Origin of the sequence: Burkholderia reimsis (assembly GCF_003294055.1) — a bacterium.
GTDB lineage: Bacteria > Pseudomonadota > Gammaproteobacteria > Burkholderiales > Burkholderiaceae > Burkholderia > Burkholderia cepacia.
Genome location: NZ_QMFZ01000003.1, coordinates 94,136 through 112,000, shown reverse-complemented (window position 1 = coordinate 112,000; position 17,865 = coordinate 94,136). Strand labels below are relative to the sequence as shown.

At 64.0% G+C, this 17,865-nt stretch carries 20 protein-coding genes; all 20 read right to left on the bottom strand.

From position 1 onward, the window contains the following. Positions 1 to 8 precede the first annotated feature (8 nt). Positions 9 to 2,450: a phage tail tape measure protein gene (locus DPV79_RS05345; protein ID WP_113044957.1), complete on the bottom strand. Its 2,442-nt coding sequence runs from the start codon at positions 2,448 to 2,450 to the stop codon at positions 9 to 11. Between the two features lie 80 nt (positions 2,451 to 2,530). After that, entirely contained in the window at positions 2,531 to 2,833 is a 303-nt protein-coding gene (locus DPV79_RS05340; RefSeq protein ID WP_113044956.1) for a phage tail assembly protein, read from the bottom strand. A gap of 96 nt (positions 2,834 to 2,929) precedes the next feature. Then, positions 2,930 to 3,433: a phage major tail tube protein gene (locus DPV79_RS05335; protein ID WP_113044955.1), complete on the bottom strand. Its 504-nt coding sequence runs from the start codon at positions 3,431 to 3,433 to the stop codon at positions 2,930 to 2,932. A 9-nt stretch (positions 3,434 to 3,442) separates the two neighbouring features. After that, entirely contained in the window at positions 3,443 to 4,612 is a 1,170-nt protein-coding gene (locus tag DPV79_RS05330; protein ID WP_113044954.1) for a phage tail sheath subtilisin-like domain-containing protein, read from the bottom strand. 84 nt (positions 4,613 to 4,696) lie between these two features. After that, the gene (locus DPV79_RS05325; RefSeq protein WP_113044953.1) at positions 4,697 to 5,476 is read right to left on the bottom strand and encodes a tail fiber assembly protein; all 780 of its coding nucleotides are present in this window, start codon (positions 5,474 to 5,476) and stop codon (positions 4,697 to 4,699) included. Positions 5,477 to 5,491: 15 nt separating this feature from the next. Beyond that, positions 5,492 to 7,489, bottom strand: a complete 1,998-nt coding sequence (locus tag DPV79_RS05320; RefSeq protein WP_113044952.1) for a phage tail protein — start codon at positions 7,487 to 7,489, stop codon at positions 5,492 to 5,494. After that, complete coding sequence (locus DPV79_RS05315; protein WP_034195755.1) at positions 7,477 to 8,055, bottom strand: phage tail protein I; 579 nt, start codon at positions 8,053 to 8,055, stop codon at positions 7,477 to 7,479. The genes DPV79_RS05320 and DPV79_RS05315 overlap by 13 nt, the downstream gene beginning before the upstream one ends. Beyond that, a complete protein-coding gene (locus tag DPV79_RS05310; protein WP_113044951.1) occupies positions 8,045 to 8,941 on the bottom strand; it encodes a baseplate assembly protein in 897 nt (298 codons plus the stop codon). The genes DPV79_RS05315 and DPV79_RS05310 overlap by 11 nt, the downstream gene beginning before the upstream one ends. After that, a complete protein-coding gene (locus tag DPV79_RS05305) occupies positions 8,938 to 9,273 on the bottom strand; it encodes a GPW/gp25 family protein (RefSeq protein WP_034195754.1) in 336 nt (111 codons plus the stop codon). Before DPV79_RS05305 ends, DPV79_RS05310 begins: the two co-directional genes overlap by 4 nt. After that, the gene (locus DPV79_RS05300) at positions 9,273 to 9,515 is read right to left on the bottom strand and encodes a hypothetical protein (RefSeq protein ID WP_226127317.1); all 243 of its coding nucleotides are present in this window, start codon (positions 9,513 to 9,515) and stop codon (positions 9,273 to 9,275) included. The genes DPV79_RS05305 and DPV79_RS05300 overlap by 1 nt, the downstream gene beginning before the upstream one ends. Positions 9,516 to 9,532: 17 nt before the next feature. Further along, the gene (locus tag DPV79_RS05295) at positions 9,533 to 10,213 is read right to left on the bottom strand and encodes a phage baseplate assembly protein V (RefSeq protein WP_113044950.1); all 681 of its coding nucleotides are present in this window, start codon (positions 10,211 to 10,213) and stop codon (positions 9,533 to 9,535) included. Between the two features lie 3 nt (positions 10,214 to 10,216). Next, on the bottom strand, positions 10,217 to 10,741 hold the full coding sequence (locus tag DPV79_RS05290) for a hypothetical protein (protein WP_027787014.1): 525 nt from the start codon (positions 10,739 to 10,741) through the stop codon (positions 10,217 to 10,219). Continuing rightward, on the bottom strand, positions 10,731 to 11,261 hold the full coding sequence (locus tag DPV79_RS05285; RefSeq protein ID WP_059554181.1) for a phage tail protein: 531 nt from the start codon (positions 11,259 to 11,261) through the stop codon (positions 10,731 to 10,733). Before DPV79_RS05285 ends, DPV79_RS05290 begins: the two co-directional genes overlap by 11 nt. A 2-nt stretch (positions 11,262 to 11,263) precedes the next feature. Next, positions 11,264 to 11,551: a head-tail joining protein gene (locus DPV79_RS05280; protein WP_034188730.1), complete on the bottom strand. Its 288-nt coding sequence runs from the start codon at positions 11,549 to 11,551 to the stop codon at positions 11,264 to 11,266. 1 nt (position 11,552) lies between these two features. Next, positions 11,553 to 12,533, bottom strand: a complete 981-nt coding sequence (locus tag DPV79_RS05275; protein WP_113044949.1) for a major capsid protein — start codon at positions 12,531 to 12,533, stop codon at positions 11,553 to 11,555. Between the two features lie 30 nt (positions 12,534 to 12,563). After that, a complete protein-coding gene (locus DPV79_RS05270) occupies positions 12,564 to 13,628 on the bottom strand; it encodes a head maturation protease, ClpP-related (RefSeq protein ID WP_113044948.1) in 1,065 nt (354 codons plus the stop codon). After that, positions 13,625 to 15,118 carry a phage portal protein gene (locus DPV79_RS05265; RefSeq protein WP_113044947.1) on the bottom strand — a complete coding sequence of 498 codons (1,494 nt, stop codon included), beginning with the start codon at positions 15,116 to 15,118 and terminating at the stop codon, positions 13,625 to 13,627. The genes DPV79_RS05270 and DPV79_RS05265 overlap by 4 nt, the downstream gene beginning before the upstream one ends. Further along, positions 15,115 to 15,321 carry a phage head-tail joining protein gene (locus tag DPV79_RS05260; protein ID WP_048248427.1) on the bottom strand — a complete coding sequence of 69 codons (207 nt, stop codon included), beginning with the start codon at positions 15,319 to 15,321 and terminating at the stop codon, positions 15,115 to 15,117. Before DPV79_RS05260 ends, DPV79_RS05265 begins: the two co-directional genes overlap by 4 nt. A 13-nt stretch (positions 15,322 to 15,334) precedes the next feature. Further along, positions 15,335 to 17,377 (bottom strand): phage terminase large subunit family protein, encoded by a 2,043-nt coding sequence (locus DPV79_RS05255; RefSeq protein ID WP_341867598.1) that lies wholly within the window; start codon positions 17,375 to 17,377, stop codon positions 15,335 to 15,337. Continuing rightward, a complete protein-coding gene (locus DPV79_RS43030) occupies positions 17,322 to 17,852 on the bottom strand; it encodes a MarR family transcriptional regulator (RefSeq protein ID WP_208866706.1) in 531 nt (176 codons plus the stop codon). Before DPV79_RS43030 ends, DPV79_RS05255 begins: the two co-directional genes overlap by 56 nt. Between the last annotated feature and the right edge of the window lie 13 nt (positions 17,853 to 17,865).

Below are 17,865 nucleotides of genomic sequence, written 5' to 3'. Positions count from 1 at the left end.
CGCCTCCCTTACATATGCGGCGCGTCGAACATTGCCGTACGACTGTTCGCCTTGCGCTGCTGCTCCTCCATCATCCGCGTCAGCTGCGGACTGACCTGTTGGAGAAACTTGTTGGCCATGTCGGTATCGCTCGCCTCGATCTTCACGTTGAAGACCGGCGCGAACGTGTTCGTCTGATCGATACGCGGCCCGAAGCGGGCATCTGCCGCCGGAGTCTCTGCTGCTTTCGCCGCCTTGGCGGCTGCTTCGGCGTTCGCGGGCGTCTCGTCGGGTTTCTGTCCCAAGAACTTGCTCGCGATGGCGCTCAGTGCCTTGTCGCCTACAAACGTCCCGAGTGCCCCGCCAAGTACGCCGACGACGGCCGATCCGATCGGCCCGCCGAGCGCCCCGATCGTCGCCCCGACCTTCGCGCCGATCACGCCACCCGCGAGACTGCCGGCGATGCCAGCGAACCGTGTGGCCTTCCGATCGTTCGTATCGGTGCTCGACGCGACGGCGTACGCTTCGCGAGCCGCAAGGCCGAACTTCAGGACGGTCCCCGCGACGGCCAGCTTTCCTGCCCACGGCGCAACCCGACCGAAGAGCGCACGTCCCGCGTTGACGACCCGCCCGATCCTCCCGAGCCGCCCCGCCCGAGCTGCCGCGCGACGCGCGGCTCGACCTGCACGCCCACCGCCCATCAGATCGCCAAGCCCGCCCGCATCGACGCCCCCACCGGGCATGTTCACGACAAACACGCGCTGGACGCCACCAGCGGCGCTCGCAGCCCCACCGACTGCATCCAGTGCGCGCCCGACGACGCCCCCCGCACCACCGGCACGCCCTGCACCCCCTCGACCATCTCGCGCCAGCACCGTCCCGCGCGCGATATCGAACAAGCCGCGACCGATGCCCCAAAGTGCCTTTGCTCCACGTACTGCGAGCACCGTGCCGGCGATGCCGACGACAGCGGCCGTCGCCTTCGGAGCGCTGTCTGCTGCGGACTGGATACCGCTCCCGGCCCCCTTTGCCGCCTCGCCAACGCGATCCGTGATCGGCCGCAGGGCGTCGCCAATGCTGCGCATCGCGTCGTCCCATCGCTGCCCGACCTCGCTCCAGATCTGTTTGGACGTCTCGCGACGTGCCTCCAGATCCTTCTGGATCTCGCCGCTCGCCTGCTGCGCGTTGCGCTTCAGGTTCGAATACAGCTCGGCGTTTTGCATGTACGCCGTCAGTGCCGCCTTGACCTGCATGTCGTTGAACAGGTCGCCGGTCTTCATCGTCTCGGCGAACGCGGCCATCTGCGCCTGACGCTTGGCGGGGTCCATCTCCGAATTGAACTGCTTCGCCGCAGCTGCGAGCTGCTTCGCCTTGGCAGGGTCGACACGCTCGATGTACGCGCGGGCGAGTACGAAAGACGCCTCCAGCGTCGACCAGCCCTTGCCGATCGCCTCGCGCATCTTGGCCTGATAATCGACACCGGCCTTCGCATAGTTGCGTTCGGTCTCGCCCGAGCCGATCTTCGAGAACCAGTTTTTCAGGTTGTTCGCGGCCTCGTCCGAGCTGCCGGCGGTCTTCATCTGCACCTGGAGCATTGCCCCGAGCTGCGTCACCGAGTCCTGCCCCGTGATGCCGATCTTCTTCATCTCGGCGAGCAGCACCGGGAACCAACGCGCCATGTCGACCGACTCGAACGACCCTTCTTTACCGAGATACGCGATCGCTTCGAGCGCCTTCGACATCTGCTTCGGGTCGACGATCTCCGCGTTCTGCTGCAGCGCTTGGATCATCTTCGCGGTTTCGACCGTCGTCGCGCCTTGGCCGATGGAGAACTTCGCGACCAGCGGCGCGAAGTTGAGCGCGCGATCCAGATCCATGCCGCCTGCGACCATCTGGTTGACGGCGTCCGCCAGCTCGTTGCGGCCGATACCGTTCGCCCCGGCGTCACGCCTGATCCGCGTCGCCATCGCGGCCTCTTCCTGCGTGCGCGCAATGCCGGCCTTGATCGCAATGTCGCGAATGATCGCCTGATAGTTCGCCGAGATCGTCGCCGGCACCGCGACGGCTGCCGTCAGCTTCATCGCATCGCCGATCACGCCACGACCAGCCTCTTGGCCAGCCGCGAGCCGCTCGCGGCCTGCCACCTTCAGATCCAGCCCGCGAGCGGTTCGTCCGAGCTGTGCATACGCACGATCGAGCCGGCCGACCTCGATGCCGGCGTCTCGCAGCGATTTCAGATTGCTGTCGAGCTTGCGGCGAATGCCGTCCGCCGCGCTGTCGCCCGCCAAATGAAGGCGACGGAACTCGTCCTGCAGGCGCATCGTCTCGCCGATCTGGCGCTGCCAGAGCCGCGAGTCGTTCGCCCGCTTCTTCATCGCGTCGATCTTCGACGACGTGTCGGTGATCGCCTTGCCGAACGTCGCCGAGACGGCCCCGCCGATCACGATGCCAAGTGCTAAGTCTTTCGCCATCCCGGCCCTCTCAATCCGTCAACCACCAGAGCATGTCGTCGACCGTCATCTCATCGATCGACGTCGGCGACATGCCGTATTCACGCACCAGCCGATTTGCCAGCGCCTTGAGCGTCTTTCGGTCCAGCTTCGCGTACGGATCGAAAGGAGTAGTAGGCGTCCTGCACGCGCTCGTAATCGGCCATGTCCATGTCTTCGATGTCATCGGGCGACACGTCGGCGAGATTGGCGAACAAGATCAGCTCCTGTTGCTCGGCATCGTTCGGCGCGAGCTTCTGCGCACCGCGCATGTCACGCACCTTCGGCCGGCGCAGCGTGAAGCTGTCGCACTCGACGCCATTGAGCTTGATCGGATAAGTGAGCTTGACCGTGATCTTTTCCATTGCGATTCCTGAAAAGAAAATGGCGAGCCATCGGCTCGCCATTGATTGAATAAAGTAGCTTTGCTGCGTGTCCGTCGAATGACGAGCGCGAGGCACTTACATGCCGAGTCCCTTACGAACTTCCGCGAGCTGATCGACACCGTTGATCACGCGCTTGCACGCGAAGATGTCGATCTCGTGCACAATCTGGCCCGCGATCTCCAGCTTGTAGTAGTCGCACGACACGTTGAATTTCGCCTCGTACTTGTCGCCCGGCTTCCATTCTCCCGGATCGACTTCATGCAGCATCCCGCGCATATACACGGCGACGTTCTTCGTCTTGCCACTGCGGTCCATGAACACTGCGCGAAAAACGGCGTTGAACGCTCCCTGATCGACCAGCCCGAAGAAGCGCAGCACTTCGTATTCCATCGTCGACATTGCGAACGCCGCGTCGAGCGCTTCCATGCCCTGATCCACCTTGACCGTCCCGTCCATCCCGCCCGCGCGGAAGTCGTCCGTCTTGATCTTCAGCTTCGGCGGCGTCACGCTCGTTGCACGACCTGCGTATCCGCGGCCGTCGACGTGTGCGGTGCAGTTGTACAGAGTTTCCGGAATCATCTTTCCCCCTTAGATCTGGTTATCCAATACTTCGGTCAGCCACTGATTCGTGACCTCGAAGCGGAAAATCGGGTTTTCGGCCGGCGGGACGTCCGTAAATCGGATGTTCCAGTACACCTTGCCGTCTTCGAGCTGGCTCGCCGTGTTCAGCAACGGGTCCGGATATACCTCGAAGTTGATCACTGCGCCCTGACGCTTCAGATCACGCATGAACGCGTGCAGCCCTTCTGTCACGTCGCTGACGTACGTCGCAGTAATGCCGCGATCGACCGCCCACTTGTGACCGGCCTGCACGGCATCCATGACGATGTCGAGCGTCCGCACGCGCGTGACAAACTTCCATTTCGGATCGGCCGACAGCGTACGGTTCCCCCAGAGGCGATACCCGCCGTCGCGAATGATCGTCGTGATGTTCGCGTTGTTGAGCAGGTTCGCGCGGCACGTCTCGTCGCCGTCGAGGTATTCGATCGGCCGGCCCGTGCCCGTGATCTCGACGATCTCCTTGTTCGACGGCGACGCCCAGAAACCGATCTTCGCGTCGGTCTGACAGAACAGCCCCGCCGCGTACGTCGACGCGGGCAACGAGATCTCGCCGTTCGTCGCGTTGTTCCACGCCTTCGCGCCGGGGTCGACCATGTACAGGCGCTTGCTGCCGAAGTTCTTCGCGTACGCGATCGCTGCCTCGTCGTCGACGTTCGGGCCATCGATCACGGCCATCGCGCGCAGCTTGCCGGCGAGCGAGTCGGCCGCCGTCGCGACCGGTTGCTTGGACGTATGCCCAGGTGCGATCAGCAGTCGCGGTTGTGCGTTGAAGCGCGACTTCGCGTCGAGCAGCGCCTGCATACCCGTGCGTGCACCGCCAGCCGACACACCACCGATAATCGCCGACGTGAGCTGCGCCGCATCGGCCGCTGCCGGCACCCCCACTGCGATCACAACCGCGCTGCTCTGCGCATAGATCGCGCGAGCTGCCCGCGCGATCGCGCTGTTCTCGCCGAACGCACGCACCGCCTCGCCGTAGCTCGTCAGTTGCACCGGGACGTTCGGCTGCGCCAGATCGGGACCGGGCGTGTACGCGTCGGTCATACCGACCACCGACGACGACGGCACCGCAATCGTGCGCGGACCGCTGTCGACGATCGTCGTCGTGATGCCGTGAAAAAAGGAAGTCGCTGCCATGCGGATCTCCGGAAATAAAAAAAGCCGCTCGTCGGAGCGGCTTGAAACGAAACGACGCCGGCAACACATGCGGCGTCGGCAAAGTTACTTTTTGACGGGCGTATCGGATGCCTTCGGTTGCTCCGGCTCGGGGGCGGCGTCGTTTGTTGCCGCCTCCTCCGCTCGATGCTGCATTTCCGCCTCGGCCGCAGCGCGATCCTCTTCGGCCTGCTTCTCCGCAGCCGCACGCTGCGCGGCCTCCTCCGCTTCGCGCTTCGCTTTCGCTGCACGCTCGGCCTCAACCGCCGCGAGAATCGCATCCGGATCAGGTTCGGCCGGCCACGCAAACTGCGCCGGGAATGTCGGCGACTCGACGACGTTCACCAGCGCGACCTGATAATCGGCCCATGCGTCGAACGTCGCCTCTTCGAGATCCGACAGTCGCCCCGTCATCCGAGCGTCCGCCTTGCCGCGATTCTGCTGACGGGCCTTTTCCAGCCGCGCGAAGAAGTCGTTCATCGCTGACTCGCGCGCACGGTCCGCGACGATCTTCTCGTCGACAACCCACGCCCCTTCCCGCCACACGTGCGCATCGGTAGGGCGCGGCTTTTCCGTCAATCCCGCATCGTCAGGCGTCACCCCTGCCGCAGTAATTTCCGCCGCCGCACCGGACTCAGTGCGGTAGAGGCGCACCCCGCGATAGTCCGGCAGCATTTCCCATTTTTCATCACGCCAGAACGGCCAGGTGCGCGGGGCACGTTCGGGCAACGGCTCGAGCGTGCAGAACGCGGGAACCAGATAGCGGCTGGAATTCATCGGATCGACATCGGCAAGAAAGCTCACGATGTACTGCCCGGTCAAACTGTCGTATTGATTGCAAAGCATGTTCTACCTCACGAGTTAATATGCGCGAATCATGGCCAGCACTGCGATGTTGCGCATGCGCGCTTCGGTGCCCCCGTCAGCCGCAACGCTGATTGCATGCGAGTGACCCCCAACACCGCCGATACCGACTGCGTGCGTATGCTGTCCATTTCCGTCGATGCCGATAGGGATCGTTGCACCATCCGTTCCCAAGTTGTTCGCACGACCGTTGTCCATACCGTACCCGCGCCCGGTGCTCGTCGAATACGCACCGTTCGACCCGAGACCAAACCCGTGCGAGTGAGGCTGCTGCGTAATGTTGTGTCCGTGCCAGCCAGCCGCATCAGTCCAAGCGGTATGTGTGTGATCTCCAGCGGCACCTGACGAGGCGCCGTGCGAGTGGGAGCGGTTTTGGCTGTCCTGCCACGAACCGACACCGCGACCAGAATCAACACCCCGCCCGCCGTCAGCACACCGGACACCTTCGCCGCGAAACTCGGGGATGCGGAACGTCGTCTCCCCGTCGCCGATCGAGAAGCACCCCCACCAACCAGCGGCCCAATCCTTCTCCGTTGCGAGCGCACCGCTTGCCTGAGCGTACGCCCAGAGCTGCGGATAATCGGCTCGCTTGAGTAACGCTCCGTCCAGCTTCAGGCAGCCCGCCCGCACACTGTTTCGCACCTCGAAAATGATCTGGCCGATCGACGCCGACGCGATCGCATCGACGACAAACGCCGTCGATGCGACGCTGCCCGACTTGTCTCCAGCGGCGGGCGTAGGCACCTGCACCGGTCGATCAAAGATCGTGCCCTTGTCGGCAGTGAATCGCGCGGTGACGATACCGTTACACGTGACGCCGAAAGCGCCGTCAGCGATGTGATAGAGACCCGTATCGGGAGTACCGTCCTTGTCGAAAGCCAACGACGGATTCTGCGGCGTACCTTCCGAGAGGAAAATCCGAGCGCCGGCGGCAAGCCAGAGCGCACCTTTGAGCGTCCCTCCGTTGTTCAGGTCGAGCGGCGTCAGATTGCCCGTGTGAAAGACCGGTGCTCCGTCAATTCGAAATGTTCGATTGCCATAGAAATACTGAAACGATCCTTTCGTCGCCGAATACCAGCCTACATTGTCTGCGTTCGCGTAGAAGTAGCCATCAGTAGCCCCGAAGCGTAGTCGGCCTTCGCCCCACGAAGGCTTCAACGTAAGGTCTCCACGCATTTCGACCGACCCGCCGATTGACGTTCCGCGTCCCGTGTCGTCGAGCCGCAAAAAGCCGCTATCGAGATTCCACAAGATCGGCCGGTAATCGTTCCACGGTCCGAGCGGGTCGCCTTTCTTGGTCTGAAGCAAGTAGCAGTCTCGGTCGTCGTTGCGCAGCATGACACCGTAGTTCGCCGACGTCGCTCGGTACTGCCCCCCGAGTGTGTCGTCAAGGTCCATCCCGCTAGAACGGACGCCATTCGCAAACGACGTCCGATACGCGACTTGAAAGCCTTCACGCCCGTTGTCAGCCGTCGTCCCCAAAAGCACGCGCCCCTCGCGAGTGATACGCATCCGCTCGGCACCGCCCGCGATCAGCGCAAGCCAACCATTCGCGGCGGCCGGCCCAACAAAGCAGTTATTGCCCTGAATCTCCAGGTGCGAAACACCTTGTGCGCCGATCTGAAGGTATCCGTCGCTCGGCGAAAACATGCCCGTATCCGGATCGTTCTCGAATCCGAATCCAGCGTTGTTTGCGTTGTTCGGCGTGATTGCGCCAACCTTCCCCCGAAGCACACCCTTCAACGTGCCGCCCGTGTACGGCAGCTTGTCGTTACCGAGTGCTTCGGTTCGCTTGCCGAGTGCATCAACTTGCGCACTGACTTCGCCGACACGCTTGTCGTTGCCGTCCGCCCGGTCTTTGAGGTGCCGCGTCCGATTCGCAAGTTGCTTTGTCGGCACGTTGTCGATCCCATCAGGACCACCCTGTACGGGGTCCGACGTTTCGAACTGGTAGACCCCGTCCTCCCACTTACTTTCTTCTTTCAGATTGGCCATGTACCGATCACCCCTCGCGTAAATTGACCATTGCGCGTCGCGACACCGTTGTGTCGGATCGCAACCTCAGAAAAATCGAGCCACGCGAGCCGGCTACGAGCCGGCGCATAACGCTCGATCGCCCGCTTCAGGTTCTCGCCCTGATCTCGCGTCACCGGCCGCCGCAGCTTCACGATGTACTCGGCCCATGCAGTCGATCCGCCGTGCAGATATCGACCGTCGCGCTTCGCCGAACCGTCTCGCCGCTTGATCTGTCGCCCCTCCTGAATGTCGATCTCGCCGAACCCGAGACGACGAACGATCTCGCGGATCGCCCACGGCGTGCCCTTCTTTTGATAGATCGCCAGAGACGACTTGATCAGCGCGCGTCGCGCCTCTTCGGACTCCGCCAGCTCCCATCCGTCGACTGCGAGCGACCACGCGAGCCACGGCAGGAAAGCGGCCGGGCAGCGATCCGCATCCCAGAGCGTGCGGATCACGTTCGGATCGACAGACGGCCGCATCACCTGCGCGAGCGCGGCCTCTAGACTCGTCTGGTTCGTCGGCAGTAGTGCTTCAGTCGTCATCGTTCACCTTCGGATTCAGCACGATCGATGTACACCGGGCGAACTGATCGATCGCACACACCACGTCAGCCATAGGGGCCTTCAGATCGACACGCACGACACCCGACGCTTTGGGATGCAGCGCCCCGGTTACGGCCGAGCGAGGCATGCCAACCCGTAGCGCTTCGCCTGCAGCGACTGCGATATCGAGATCCTGCCGTCGCGCGGCAAGCACGACGTCCGGATCTGGCCCGCGCCCGATGTACACGTCGGCAACGATCGAGTATTCGACCGGCCGGGCCGGCACAACGAGCAGCGTGTCATTGAGCGGCCGACGATCTTCGGGAGAGAGCGCTCGGCGGACCGTGTCGAGCAGCGCAGCACCGGCAACGCCACCGTTCGAGTACGACTTCACCACGACGCGAACGACACCGCCCTCCGGTCGATCGACGCGCACATCGGCGACGTCCGGCGATGCATCCATCGCCATCGACCGATATGCACCGAATGGCCCCGCCGTTGACGAACGCTCGATACCCATCTGCGTACGCAACCGCAGCCGCTCGTCGCGCTCGACTGTCGCGGGAACAGGTGGATGCGCCTCCGGATCACCGGGATCGACTGTCTCCCGCTGCAAATTCCAGAGCACCGCGAGGTGTTCAAGATCCGCGCCCGTCGAGTACGCCAGCAACACGGCTCGGGCTGCATCGTTGACACGTGCCCGAAACCGTATGTCGTCATACGCCGCCAGCTCGATCAACTTGACGACCGGATCGGATTCGAGCGCAGCCGTCCAATCCGGATAGATGCTCTTGAAGTGTTCGAGCTTGCGCTGGTACACCTCCTCGAAGTCGAGCGTTTCGACGAGATCTGGTGGATCAAGCGCCGACAGATCGATCACTGTCATATCGTCACCTCGAATACAACATCGTCGCCGTTGTATTGGCCGGCGATCCGAAAAGTTACTTTGCCGTCCACGACAGAGAGCGCCTTCACGCTATCCAGCGCAATGCGCGGCTCCCATCGACCGATCGCGCGCGCGGCTTCCGCCTGCGCGGCCGAGATCCATCCGCGCGTGACGGGCAGGTCAACCATCGCAGGGAGATCCGAGCCGTAATCGGGTCGCTCGCGGCGGGTTCCCTTGCGCGTGCTGAGAATGTCCGCGATGCTCTGCACAAGATGATCCAGACCGCCGATCAGTCGGCCCGTACGGCGACACATACCGACCAGCGCGACCATCACTGCGCCTTCGTCGGAATGCGCTTGAAGCACCCGCGCGATTCGAGATACGCGATATGCTCAGGCTCCGTCACTTCCGTTTTGCCGGCCAGCACGGCAACGTGCGAGCCGTCCGGAAACACGATCACGCGGCTGCGGAACTCGGTATCGATGAATGTCACGGGTGCCACCGCCCCGCCTTGCTGTGCGTCTTTCGCCATCACCACCCCCACAAACGAAAAACCCCGCACGGGCGGGGTCAAAAGTTACTTTGCTGTGCTCACACTGGCGGGCCGACCAGCTCGCCGTCGCCCTGCTCACGGTGCCTGTGCTTCGTGAGCGACTTACCTCCCGCCGTAACGTCACCGGTATAGTCCGCACTGCCCTCGATCTTCATCGCGACACCCCCGCCCTCGCCCGGCTTGCCCTGCATGCCACCGTTGAACGTGAGCAGATTCTCGGTCGTCGTGTTACCCGTGAACGTCGAATCCGGAACGTCCGCCAGCAGCTTCGCACTGCGCAGCGTCGCGCCGTCCGCCTTCAGCTCGAACTCAGTCCCGCCGATGCGGAACACGATCCGACCACCGGCAGGCACTGACAGCACGTATTCATGGCCCGCATGGTTGTACTGCTCGTACGCACCGTCCGGGTAATCGATCGCCGTCTCGTCGGGACTCGACCGTCCAGACCCGCCGTGCTGCTCTGTGTAGTAGCCGGGCGCGACGAACGCACCCGCGAGATCGCCGGACGGTGCCCACAGGGCAACCTCCTCGTCAACGGACGGCGGACGCCAATGCCGAACCTTGCCGGCGGCACCGGCCTGCCATTTGAGCCAGTCGCTGACCCAATCGCCGACACGCACTTTCACGCGCGGCGGATCGTACGTGATCGCCTCCACGACCGCAGACTGCGTCAGGCACGCCATGCGGCGATCCATCTCGCCAAGCTCGAAGTCGCTCACACGTCACCCCGCTCCCTGCTCCACCGGATTCCAGTAATGGTCTTCGTGCCCCGGCCCGGTCTCCGGATCGACACCCCACAACACCGCACGCCCCTTCGTCGGCGGTTCGTATGCATCGCCTAGGTCGAATTCGTGCACCCACTCGACGAGCCAAACGAGATACGTGTCCAGTTCGGGCCGGAACGGATCTTCACCGGCAGACCCGACCTGTTTGCCGGGCGTCATGGGCAGCCCCCACGTCGCCCCGTGCACCGTTTGCAGCACGCGCGCGGACAACTCGCGCACCTGGACCTCGGCATCCTCCACCAGCGGGTCAACGATCACGCGAGCCTGCATGCGCGCGATCAGCGGCACCCGGCCCGTTCCGTCGTCGTGCCCCGGCTCCAGCTCCGCCAGCTCGACCGCGACGAACGGCGTTTCGATTGACTTGCCGATCTTCGGGTACGCGTGGATACGTTCGAGATCGGGCAAGCGCGCGCGCAGGCCGGCCTCGATGCCGTCGTGAAGTTGTTTCAGGTTATCGAGCACGATTCGCCGCCTTCTGGATTTCGTAGTTGACCTCTTGCCGCAGCACCGTCATCAGCCGCGCCTCGCACACACGCGCAGCGCGTCGAAATGCCGGATCGCCGGTCTGCGACCATTCGACCGTCACCACTTCGAACGGCGTTCGCGCCTTTCCGGTGCGACGGTAGATCGCGCCGTCCGGCTGCGCCTTGGTCTTGCGCCACGCGCCCTCGAACAGCGATTTGCCGGCACGCATCCCCTTCTTCGTGCGCCGAACCGCGCCGAGCCGATGCGCCTCGAGCGGGTTCAACCCGAGCCACACCTTGCCCGTGTCGAGCGAGCGCATGAAGAAGTACATCCGCTGCCGCAGCAGCTTCTGCTGAATGCCCGTCGCGCCGCTGACCTCTTTCGCCGTCTGACTCCGAATCCACGCGCCTGTCTTGCGCAGCGTCCGACGCCATGCCGCCTGCATTGCTGCAGGCGGCAGGCCCGCGAGCGCTTCGAGCGCCCCCCGTACGTCGATCTCGACCTTCAGCAGATCCATCATCACCTCAGAATCAGGATTGTCCAGCCCGTGCCGGTCGGGTGAATCTCGAAGACACGGAACCGCTCGCCACCCGCTTCGACGATGCTGCCCTCACGCACGCGTGCCGCGTCGTCGTCCGTGATGTCGAGGATCGGCGCAACGAGCTGCGTGCGTTGCGTTCCGAGATCAGGGCCGAGCCACGGCGCCTTGAACATGCCTTGCAGCGGCTTGCCATCGATCTTGACCTCGTCCGACAGGTCTCGCTTCACGGCCGTATCGACGTCGACCATCAGATCCCGGAACGCCATGTCACGCCTTGAGCTTGACCAGCGCCTTCGGGCGCGTGCACAGGTGGATCGGGTTCGACTGCGCCTCGATCTCGACGCCCTTGCCAAAGTCCATCAGCTCCTGCTTCGCGTAGTACGGAATGCCCGTCGTGTTGACTGCCTCGACGTAGTCGGCCGGCGCGAAGCGCGTGATGAACAGGTCCGGCACACCTTCGGGAATCGCGTGCGCTTCGTCGTCCGCGACGTAGCCAACATCGCCGACGCGGCCCCGATAGCGCTCGAACGTGCAACCGCCGAAGTCGAACGCATCGCGCGCGTCGCCACGCAGCGACGCCGCCATCGCGGTCGCAAGGTACGTCTCCTTCACGGTCTTCGCGACGATCAGTTTGTTCCAGAACGACCGGCCGCAGAGTACGCGCACGCCCGTGTACGTCGTCGCGCCGAGCGCATCTTCGATCGCGTCCTGTACCTCGACGCACTTCACGCGGATCTCGGTGTCGGCCTTGCCCAGGTCGAACGGGATCACCGTCTGCTCGATGCCGAAATACTGGAGCAGGTCGATCAGCACCGTCTTGCCGTCCGCATCCAGAACAGCGCCCTTGATCGCGCCGATACGATGGAATTCGTGCGTCGCGTCGAGCTGGCGGCGCATCTTCGCGAGCCGGCGATTCACGACGGTCTGCAGCGCCTCCAGCTCGGTCTCGGAACCGAATGCGCGCAAATTCTGGATCTCGTCCGCCTTGATCACTGCGCGCTGCGGCAGATGCACCGTATTGAACGGGATCATCTTGCGCTTGCTGCCAACGACAACGCCTGCCGGCGAACCGTCGTTCGCGGCGTTGTCGTAAGGCGCGTATTCGCCGGTACTGGTCACGCCGAGCACCTGCCCGGCCGGCAGCGCCGGGCCGGCCTTGACGACGATGTGCTCGCGCGAGATCTGGCCATTGCCCTCCGACACGAGAAATTCGGCCGTCAGAGCGGCCTGTACCTTCCAGTTCGACATGAGTTTTCCCCTCCTCGGGTTACGTCAAAGTTACTTTCCGCTCTTGCGAGCCGCGTAGATGGACGCCGCGCGCGGCGCATTCGCGACCACGGGCGCGTCTTGCGACGCAACCGGGGCAGCACGATGGTTGATCGGCTTCTGCGAGGCCGTCATGCGCTCGAACAGCCGTGCGCGCACCTGATCGGGCGACAGGCCGTCCGAGACAAAGCCGGCCGTCAGCTCGGTCAGGCTTGCGGCCAGACAGATCCCGGCGATGTCCTGCGCGCTGCGGATCGCCGCGTCGACGGTCGCTCGATCGCGCAGGCCGGTCGCCAGCACGATGCCTTCGGCGCAATGCTCGATGCGAGCGTCGCGACACGTCGCGTACACATGCGCCGCCAGCGCCGTGACGTCCGGTGCTGCCGGCGGCTGCGACGAAGGATCGGCCGGCGGATTGACCGGCGGCGCCTCGCCGTCGCCCTCCAGCACCGCCACGATTTCGGCCGGCACCGCCGCGTAGCGCGCAGCGAGCCGCGCAGCGCCCGCGTATGCGGCGATGCGGATCGGGTCTACGATCGCATCGCAGAAGCCTTGCTCCTTCGCTTGCGCGGCCGTGAGCCAAGTCTCGGCGTCCATGATCGCGCGGACCTCGTCTTCGGTCCGGCCGCTGCGCTCGACGTAGGCCGCCAACATGCTGTCCGACATGCTTTCCAGCAGATCAGCGAGCTTGCGCAGATCGCCCGCCTCGCCGGCCGCGACCGTGTGCGGGTTGTGAATCATCAGCCGCGCGTTCGACGGCATCTCGATCGTGTCGCAAGCCATCAGGATCAACGACGCTGCCGACGCGGCGACGCCGTCGACGCGCCCCTTCACCTTGCCGGCATACCGACGCACCGCGTTATAGATAGCGAACGCGTCGAACACGTCGCCACCCATCGAATTGATCGCGACGACGATCGATGTCGCGGTTGCCGCCACCTCGTCGAGCTTCGCGGCAAACAGATCGGCATCGGTGCCCCAGAATCCGATGTCGCCGTAAATCCGGATCTCGACCTCGCTCCCGCCCGCCGCGTTCGCTTGCGCGCGGATGTCCCACCACCGCTTCTTCCCTTTCATTCGCCATCCCCATTAGAAAGATCGCCCGCTCCGTCAACCGGATCGAGCGTGTCATATCGAATCCCGAGCCGACGCTCGCGTGCGAGATCGTCCGCGTTCTCCCGGTCGACCTGCTCCGGATCATCACCACGCGACAACACCGCCCCCGTCCGACTCGCCAGACCGGAGCGGATCTCCATTCGCTTCGCCGTGACGTCCTGCACCGGATGGATATACGGCCAGCCCTGTGGCACCCACCGCACCCGCAGATAGTCGCGACGGCGTCGGTAGTAGTCCGGCATCGTCATCGCGCCCGACAGCGCGCAAGCGTCGACCCACCAACGCCAGACCTTCCGGCAAAACTGGTGGATGAACACGTTCCACTGGATCTGCTCGATCGAACGACGGAACTCGTTCAAGATCACCCGCAGTACGCGATCGCTCACGTCGCGCAGATCGCCCGTCATGACTTCGTACGGCATGCCGACCGAAGCCGCAGCCGCCATCAGTTGCTGACGCATGAACGGCCCGTAGTCGGTCCCTGCGCCCGGCGGCTCTGCAAACGTGACGCTTTCACCCGGAGCCAGCTCCTGCATGCTCCCCGGTTCGAGCGACACGACCGGCGAGAAGCCGTCGACGTCGTATTGCATTTCACCGCCCGTCACCGGATCTCCCGGAAAACCCGGCTCGGCCGGCGGCTTCGTGATGAACCCGGCGAAGAGGTTGCTGACCTCCTGCCGGAACAGCACCGCATCGTCGAAGTTGTCCAGCGACTTGAGCCGCAGCAGCACCGTCGACAGCTCCGGAACCCCGCGCACCTGGCCGGGCCGCAGCGCGAGAAAAACGTGCGCGATCTCGTCGGCCGGCACACGTACGGTCTGCATGTTGGCAGTCGATGCACGCCCGTACTCGCCGGGATGACGCTGCAGCAGGTGATACGCAACGCGTCGACCGTCCGTGTTGAACTCGACGCCGTTCACGATCTCGCCCCCGCCCGGCACAATCTCGTTCTTCTCCATCGGAAGCAGATCGCCTTCGAGAAGCCGGATCTGCATCGGGACCGCCAAGCCTTCGCGAGGACTGCGCAATTGACGACGCACCAGCACCTCGCCGTCGCCGAAGAACGCACGCGCTGCGAGCGTCTGTACACCTGCCATATCGAACAGATCGTCCGCGTCGATCTCCTCGCAGCTATCCTCCCAAAGTTGCTTTTGCATCTTGCGCACCGCATCGTTCGGATGCTGCGGGTGCGCTTGGATGCCGTTCCCGATCGTGTTCGATACGAGTCGCGCGATCGCCGTCTTCGCCCACGGATCGTTGCGGATCGCGTCGCGAGCACGCGAGCGCAACAGCGGCAGGTTTTGTGCCGCCGCTGCATTCGGTCCCGCGCCCGACGCCCGCCACGACTTCGCCCGCGCGCCCGTCGTGCTCGCCGACTCGTACGCCGCCGCCTTCAGCCGCGTCGGCACCACGAATCCACGCCGCGCAAGTGACGGAAAGCCCGACTTCATCGCACCCCCTTGCCGGCGTGACGAATCCGGACGATCGACGAGCGTCCGGCCGCGCCGTTCAGAGCGCGAATGATCTCCGTACGCGCTTCGCGAAGCTCGCCGATCGAGCGATATTTCACGCGCCGGTCGGCATACTGGACTTCCAGCTCACCCTTCGCGATTGCGGACTGGATGCGCTCCAGATCCTGCTTTGTGTATGCCATGCGATTCCCTCGTTTAGCGGCGCTTCAGGTACGTCGACCGACCAACACGGCGGCCCTGAATGCGCGAAACCCCACTCGGGGGTGGGGTTTCGGCGGGTTTTACTGTAGGCGGCGATGGCCGCGGAGTCTCAATAACTTGGGACACGTCCGGCTGATCAGGCGGCACCTCGGCCGGCATTACCGAAGGCAAATCCTCCAGCACCGGAACCGCATCGAACAACGAGACCTGCGACGCACGATGCTGCGCGACTTGCCAGTCTGCTTCCTTCATCAGGTGCACCTTCACACTACGGGCCGCGTGCAGCGCGTACCCTTCGCAGTCCAGTGCCTCGTTGCGCGGGCTGATCTTCTTCCACACGCGCTTGCCGCCACGTGGCCCCGGCACCTTGACCTCTGCAGTGAGCTGCGACAGGTAGTCGCTGCGCACGCCGCTATACCAGTGCATCCGGCCCGGCCCGTCACCTTCGAGCTTCAGCCGGTTTTCGAGGATCAGATCCTTCGCGCGGCTGACGCCGACCATATATGGGCGCAGCCCGTACTTCGCAGCCTTGCTGTTGTTGCGCGTCGAGTCGATCGACGCCTTCGGTACGCTGAAGATCTCCGCGTCGACGTTGCTGCTGCCCTTGACGGCCATGACGTTGTAACCGGCGTGCTGCGCAGCGCGCACATACTTGTAAACCGCGTCTGACGTAGCGCCGTCTGACGAGTCGATCGACGTTGCACGTACGCGCAGCAGCCAGCCATTCTCATGCCGGTACGCGTGCGACAACAGCATCGTCAACGCGCCCCATACGCCGCCTGTCATCGGATCTTGCTGCTGCTCCGTCACATTGCCGTAGATCTCGCCCCATGCGACGAGCCAGCTTTCCTCGCCGCGCCCCCATGCACGCAGGACGATCGCGAGCCGGTCGTGCTGCACGTCGACGCCAAGCGTCAACACCAAACCGCCGAGCGGCACCGTCAGCTCCGCGTACGGCAGCGCACGTTGCGCGAGCACGTCCAGCTCGGGCAGATCGGTCTTGTACTTGTACGCCCGGCCCTGCGAGTTGTTCACGAACGAACGCATCTTCGTATCGTCGCCCTCGCGCAGCGCCTTGTCGGCCGTCAGCCACTTCTTGACCAGCTCGGCCATGTTCGAGCCGGGGAACGGCGACACCAGCTCGTTGATGCGGAAGCCGGCAACGCCGTGAAACGGGGCCGTCGCGACCCATCGCCCGCGACGGACAGCGCGAATACGCGTCGCGTCGTCCCACAAAGAGCCGCAATGCGGGCAGGTGTAACGCGCCGTCTCCGGTTGTGCGCGTCCGTAGACCTCATGTACGACTTCGGCGCCCTCGCTCCACGTGACGTTTTCCCACGCCAGCTCATGCTCCTCGTCACAATCAGGGCACGGCACCAGATACACGCGCTGATCCGATGCCGCGTATGCCTGCTGGATGCGCGACAGGCCGTCGATGGTCGGCGTGCCGCCCAAGATCATCTTGCGTCGCCGGGCCGAATAGCTCTTGTTCCGTTCCTCCAGCAGCGTGATCGAATCGCCCTGCTCGCGCACGTTCGTATTCGCGTCGTCCGGCTCCTCGACCGCGACGACCGGGGCCGGCGTCGACTTCACTTCGTCCGGCGCGTTCGACGTGATGAACTTCAGGAAGCCGCGCGCGAACGTCTTGTGATCCCACAAGTTGTTTTTGTCGCGGGCCGCATGAACCGGCAATTTCGCCGACAGGCGAGGCGTCACCTCGACCATCGGCTCGAACTTCTCCAGGTTGAACTTCTTCGCCGTCTTCTCTTTCGGGAACATGACGATCATCGGGCACGGATCAACGTCGATCCGCTTGCCGATGTAGTTCAGCAGCACGCCATCTGTCCACGCGACCTGCGCCGACTTCATGCACACGATCTTCTGCACGGTCGGATCGTCCAGCGCTTCGTGCATGCCGAACACCCACGGCGTGATGTTCGGGTTATACCGGCCGGGGCTGGCAGAACCCTTCGCGCTCAACCTACGATGTTTGCGCGCCCAATCCGTCGTCCCAATCCGCTCCGGCGGACGCAGCATCGTCGCGATCCGGCGAATCACCGCGTGGACTGTCTGGGTCGTATTCAGAAAGCTGCTCAAGGCATCCATATATGTGCTCGTTCAACCATTCGACGTCCACCTCGACGCCGTATAGCGTGCGCAGCTCCTGCACCAGCTTGTCGGACAGCGACAGCAGCTCCGTTTGAAATGCGCCGACCATCAGGCCGTACGCCTGCTCGAGCTGCGCCGCATTGACGAGCTGCCCCTTCTTCTCGGCCAGCGTCAGCAGCTTGATCTCGCGATCGACGCGCTCCGTCATCGCACGCTCGGCGACGAGATCGATCCCGGTCTCACTGGAGCGGCCGGCCGCGACCTCGCGCAAGTGCCGAATGTAGGCGATGCGGATCTCGTCGATCGACGCCGCGCGATACTCGAGCTGGACCTTGTCGACGAACCGCGAAACGGCCGACTGGTCAAGGTCGAGATGGTCAGCGATCTGCTGCTGAGTCGGCATGAATATGACCCCC

Coding starts and splice junctions, on each gene's coding strand:
- DPV79_RS05345 (WP_113044957.1), bottom strand. CDS start 2,450: ATGGCGAAAGACTTAGCACTTGGCATCGTGATCGGCGGGGCCGTCTCG.
- DPV79_RS05340 (WP_113044956.1), bottom strand. CDS start 2,833: ATGGAAAAGATCACGGTCAAGCTCACTTATCCGATCAAGCTCAATGGC.
- DPV79_RS05335 (WP_113044955.1), bottom strand. CDS start 3,433: ATGATTCCGGAAACTCTGTACAACTGCACCGCACACGTCGACGGCCGC.
- DPV79_RS05330 (WP_113044954.1), bottom strand. CDS start 4,612: ATGGCAGCGACTTCCTTTTTTCACGGCATCACGACGACGATCGTCGAC.
- DPV79_RS05325 (WP_113044953.1), bottom strand. CDS start 5,476: ATGCTTTGCAATCAATACGACAGTTTGACCGGGCAGTACATCGTGAGC.
- DPV79_RS05320 (WP_113044952.1), bottom strand. CDS start 7,489: ATGGCCAATCTGAAAGAAGAAAGTAAGTGGGAGGACGGGGTCTACCAG.
- DPV79_RS05315 (WP_034195755.1), bottom strand. CDS start 8,055: ATGACGACTGAAGCACTACTGCCGACGAACCAGACGAGTCTAGAGGCC.
- DPV79_RS05310 (WP_113044951.1), bottom strand. CDS start 8,941: ATGACAGTGATCGATCTGTCGGCGCTTGATCCACCAGATCTCGTCGAA.
- DPV79_RS05305 (WP_034195754.1), bottom strand. CDS start 9,273: ATGGTCGCGCTGGTCGGTATGTGTCGCCGTACGGGCCGACTGATCGGC.
- DPV79_RS05285 (WP_059554181.1), bottom strand. CDS start 11,261: ATGGATCTGCTGAAGGTCGAGATCGACGTACGGGGGGCGCTCGAAGCG.
- DPV79_RS05280 (WP_034188730.1), bottom strand. CDS start 11,551: ATGGCGTTCCGGGATCTGATGGTCGACGTCGATACGGCCGTGAAGCGA.
- DPV79_RS05275 (WP_113044949.1), bottom strand. CDS start 12,533: ATGTCGAACTGGAAGGTACAGGCCGCTCTGACGGCCGAATTTCTCGTG.
- DPV79_RS05270 (WP_113044948.1), bottom strand. CDS start 13,628: ATGAAAGGGAAGAAGCGGTGGTGGGACATCCGCGCGCAAGCGAACGCG.
- DPV79_RS05265 (WP_113044947.1), bottom strand. CDS start 15,118: ATGAAGTCGGGCTTTCCGTCACTTGCGCGGCGTGGATTCGTGGTGCCG.
- DPV79_RS05260 (WP_048248427.1), bottom strand. CDS start 15,321: ATGGCATACACAAAGCAGGATCTGGAGCGCATCCAGTCCGCAATCGCG.
- DPV79_RS05255 (WP_341867598.1), bottom strand. CDS start 17,377: ATGCTGCGTCCGCCGGAGCGGATTGGGACGACGGATTGGGCGCGCAAA.
- DPV79_RS43030 (WP_208866706.1), bottom strand. CDS start 17,852: ATGCCGACTCAGCAGCAGATCGCTGACCATCTCGACCTTGACCAGTCG.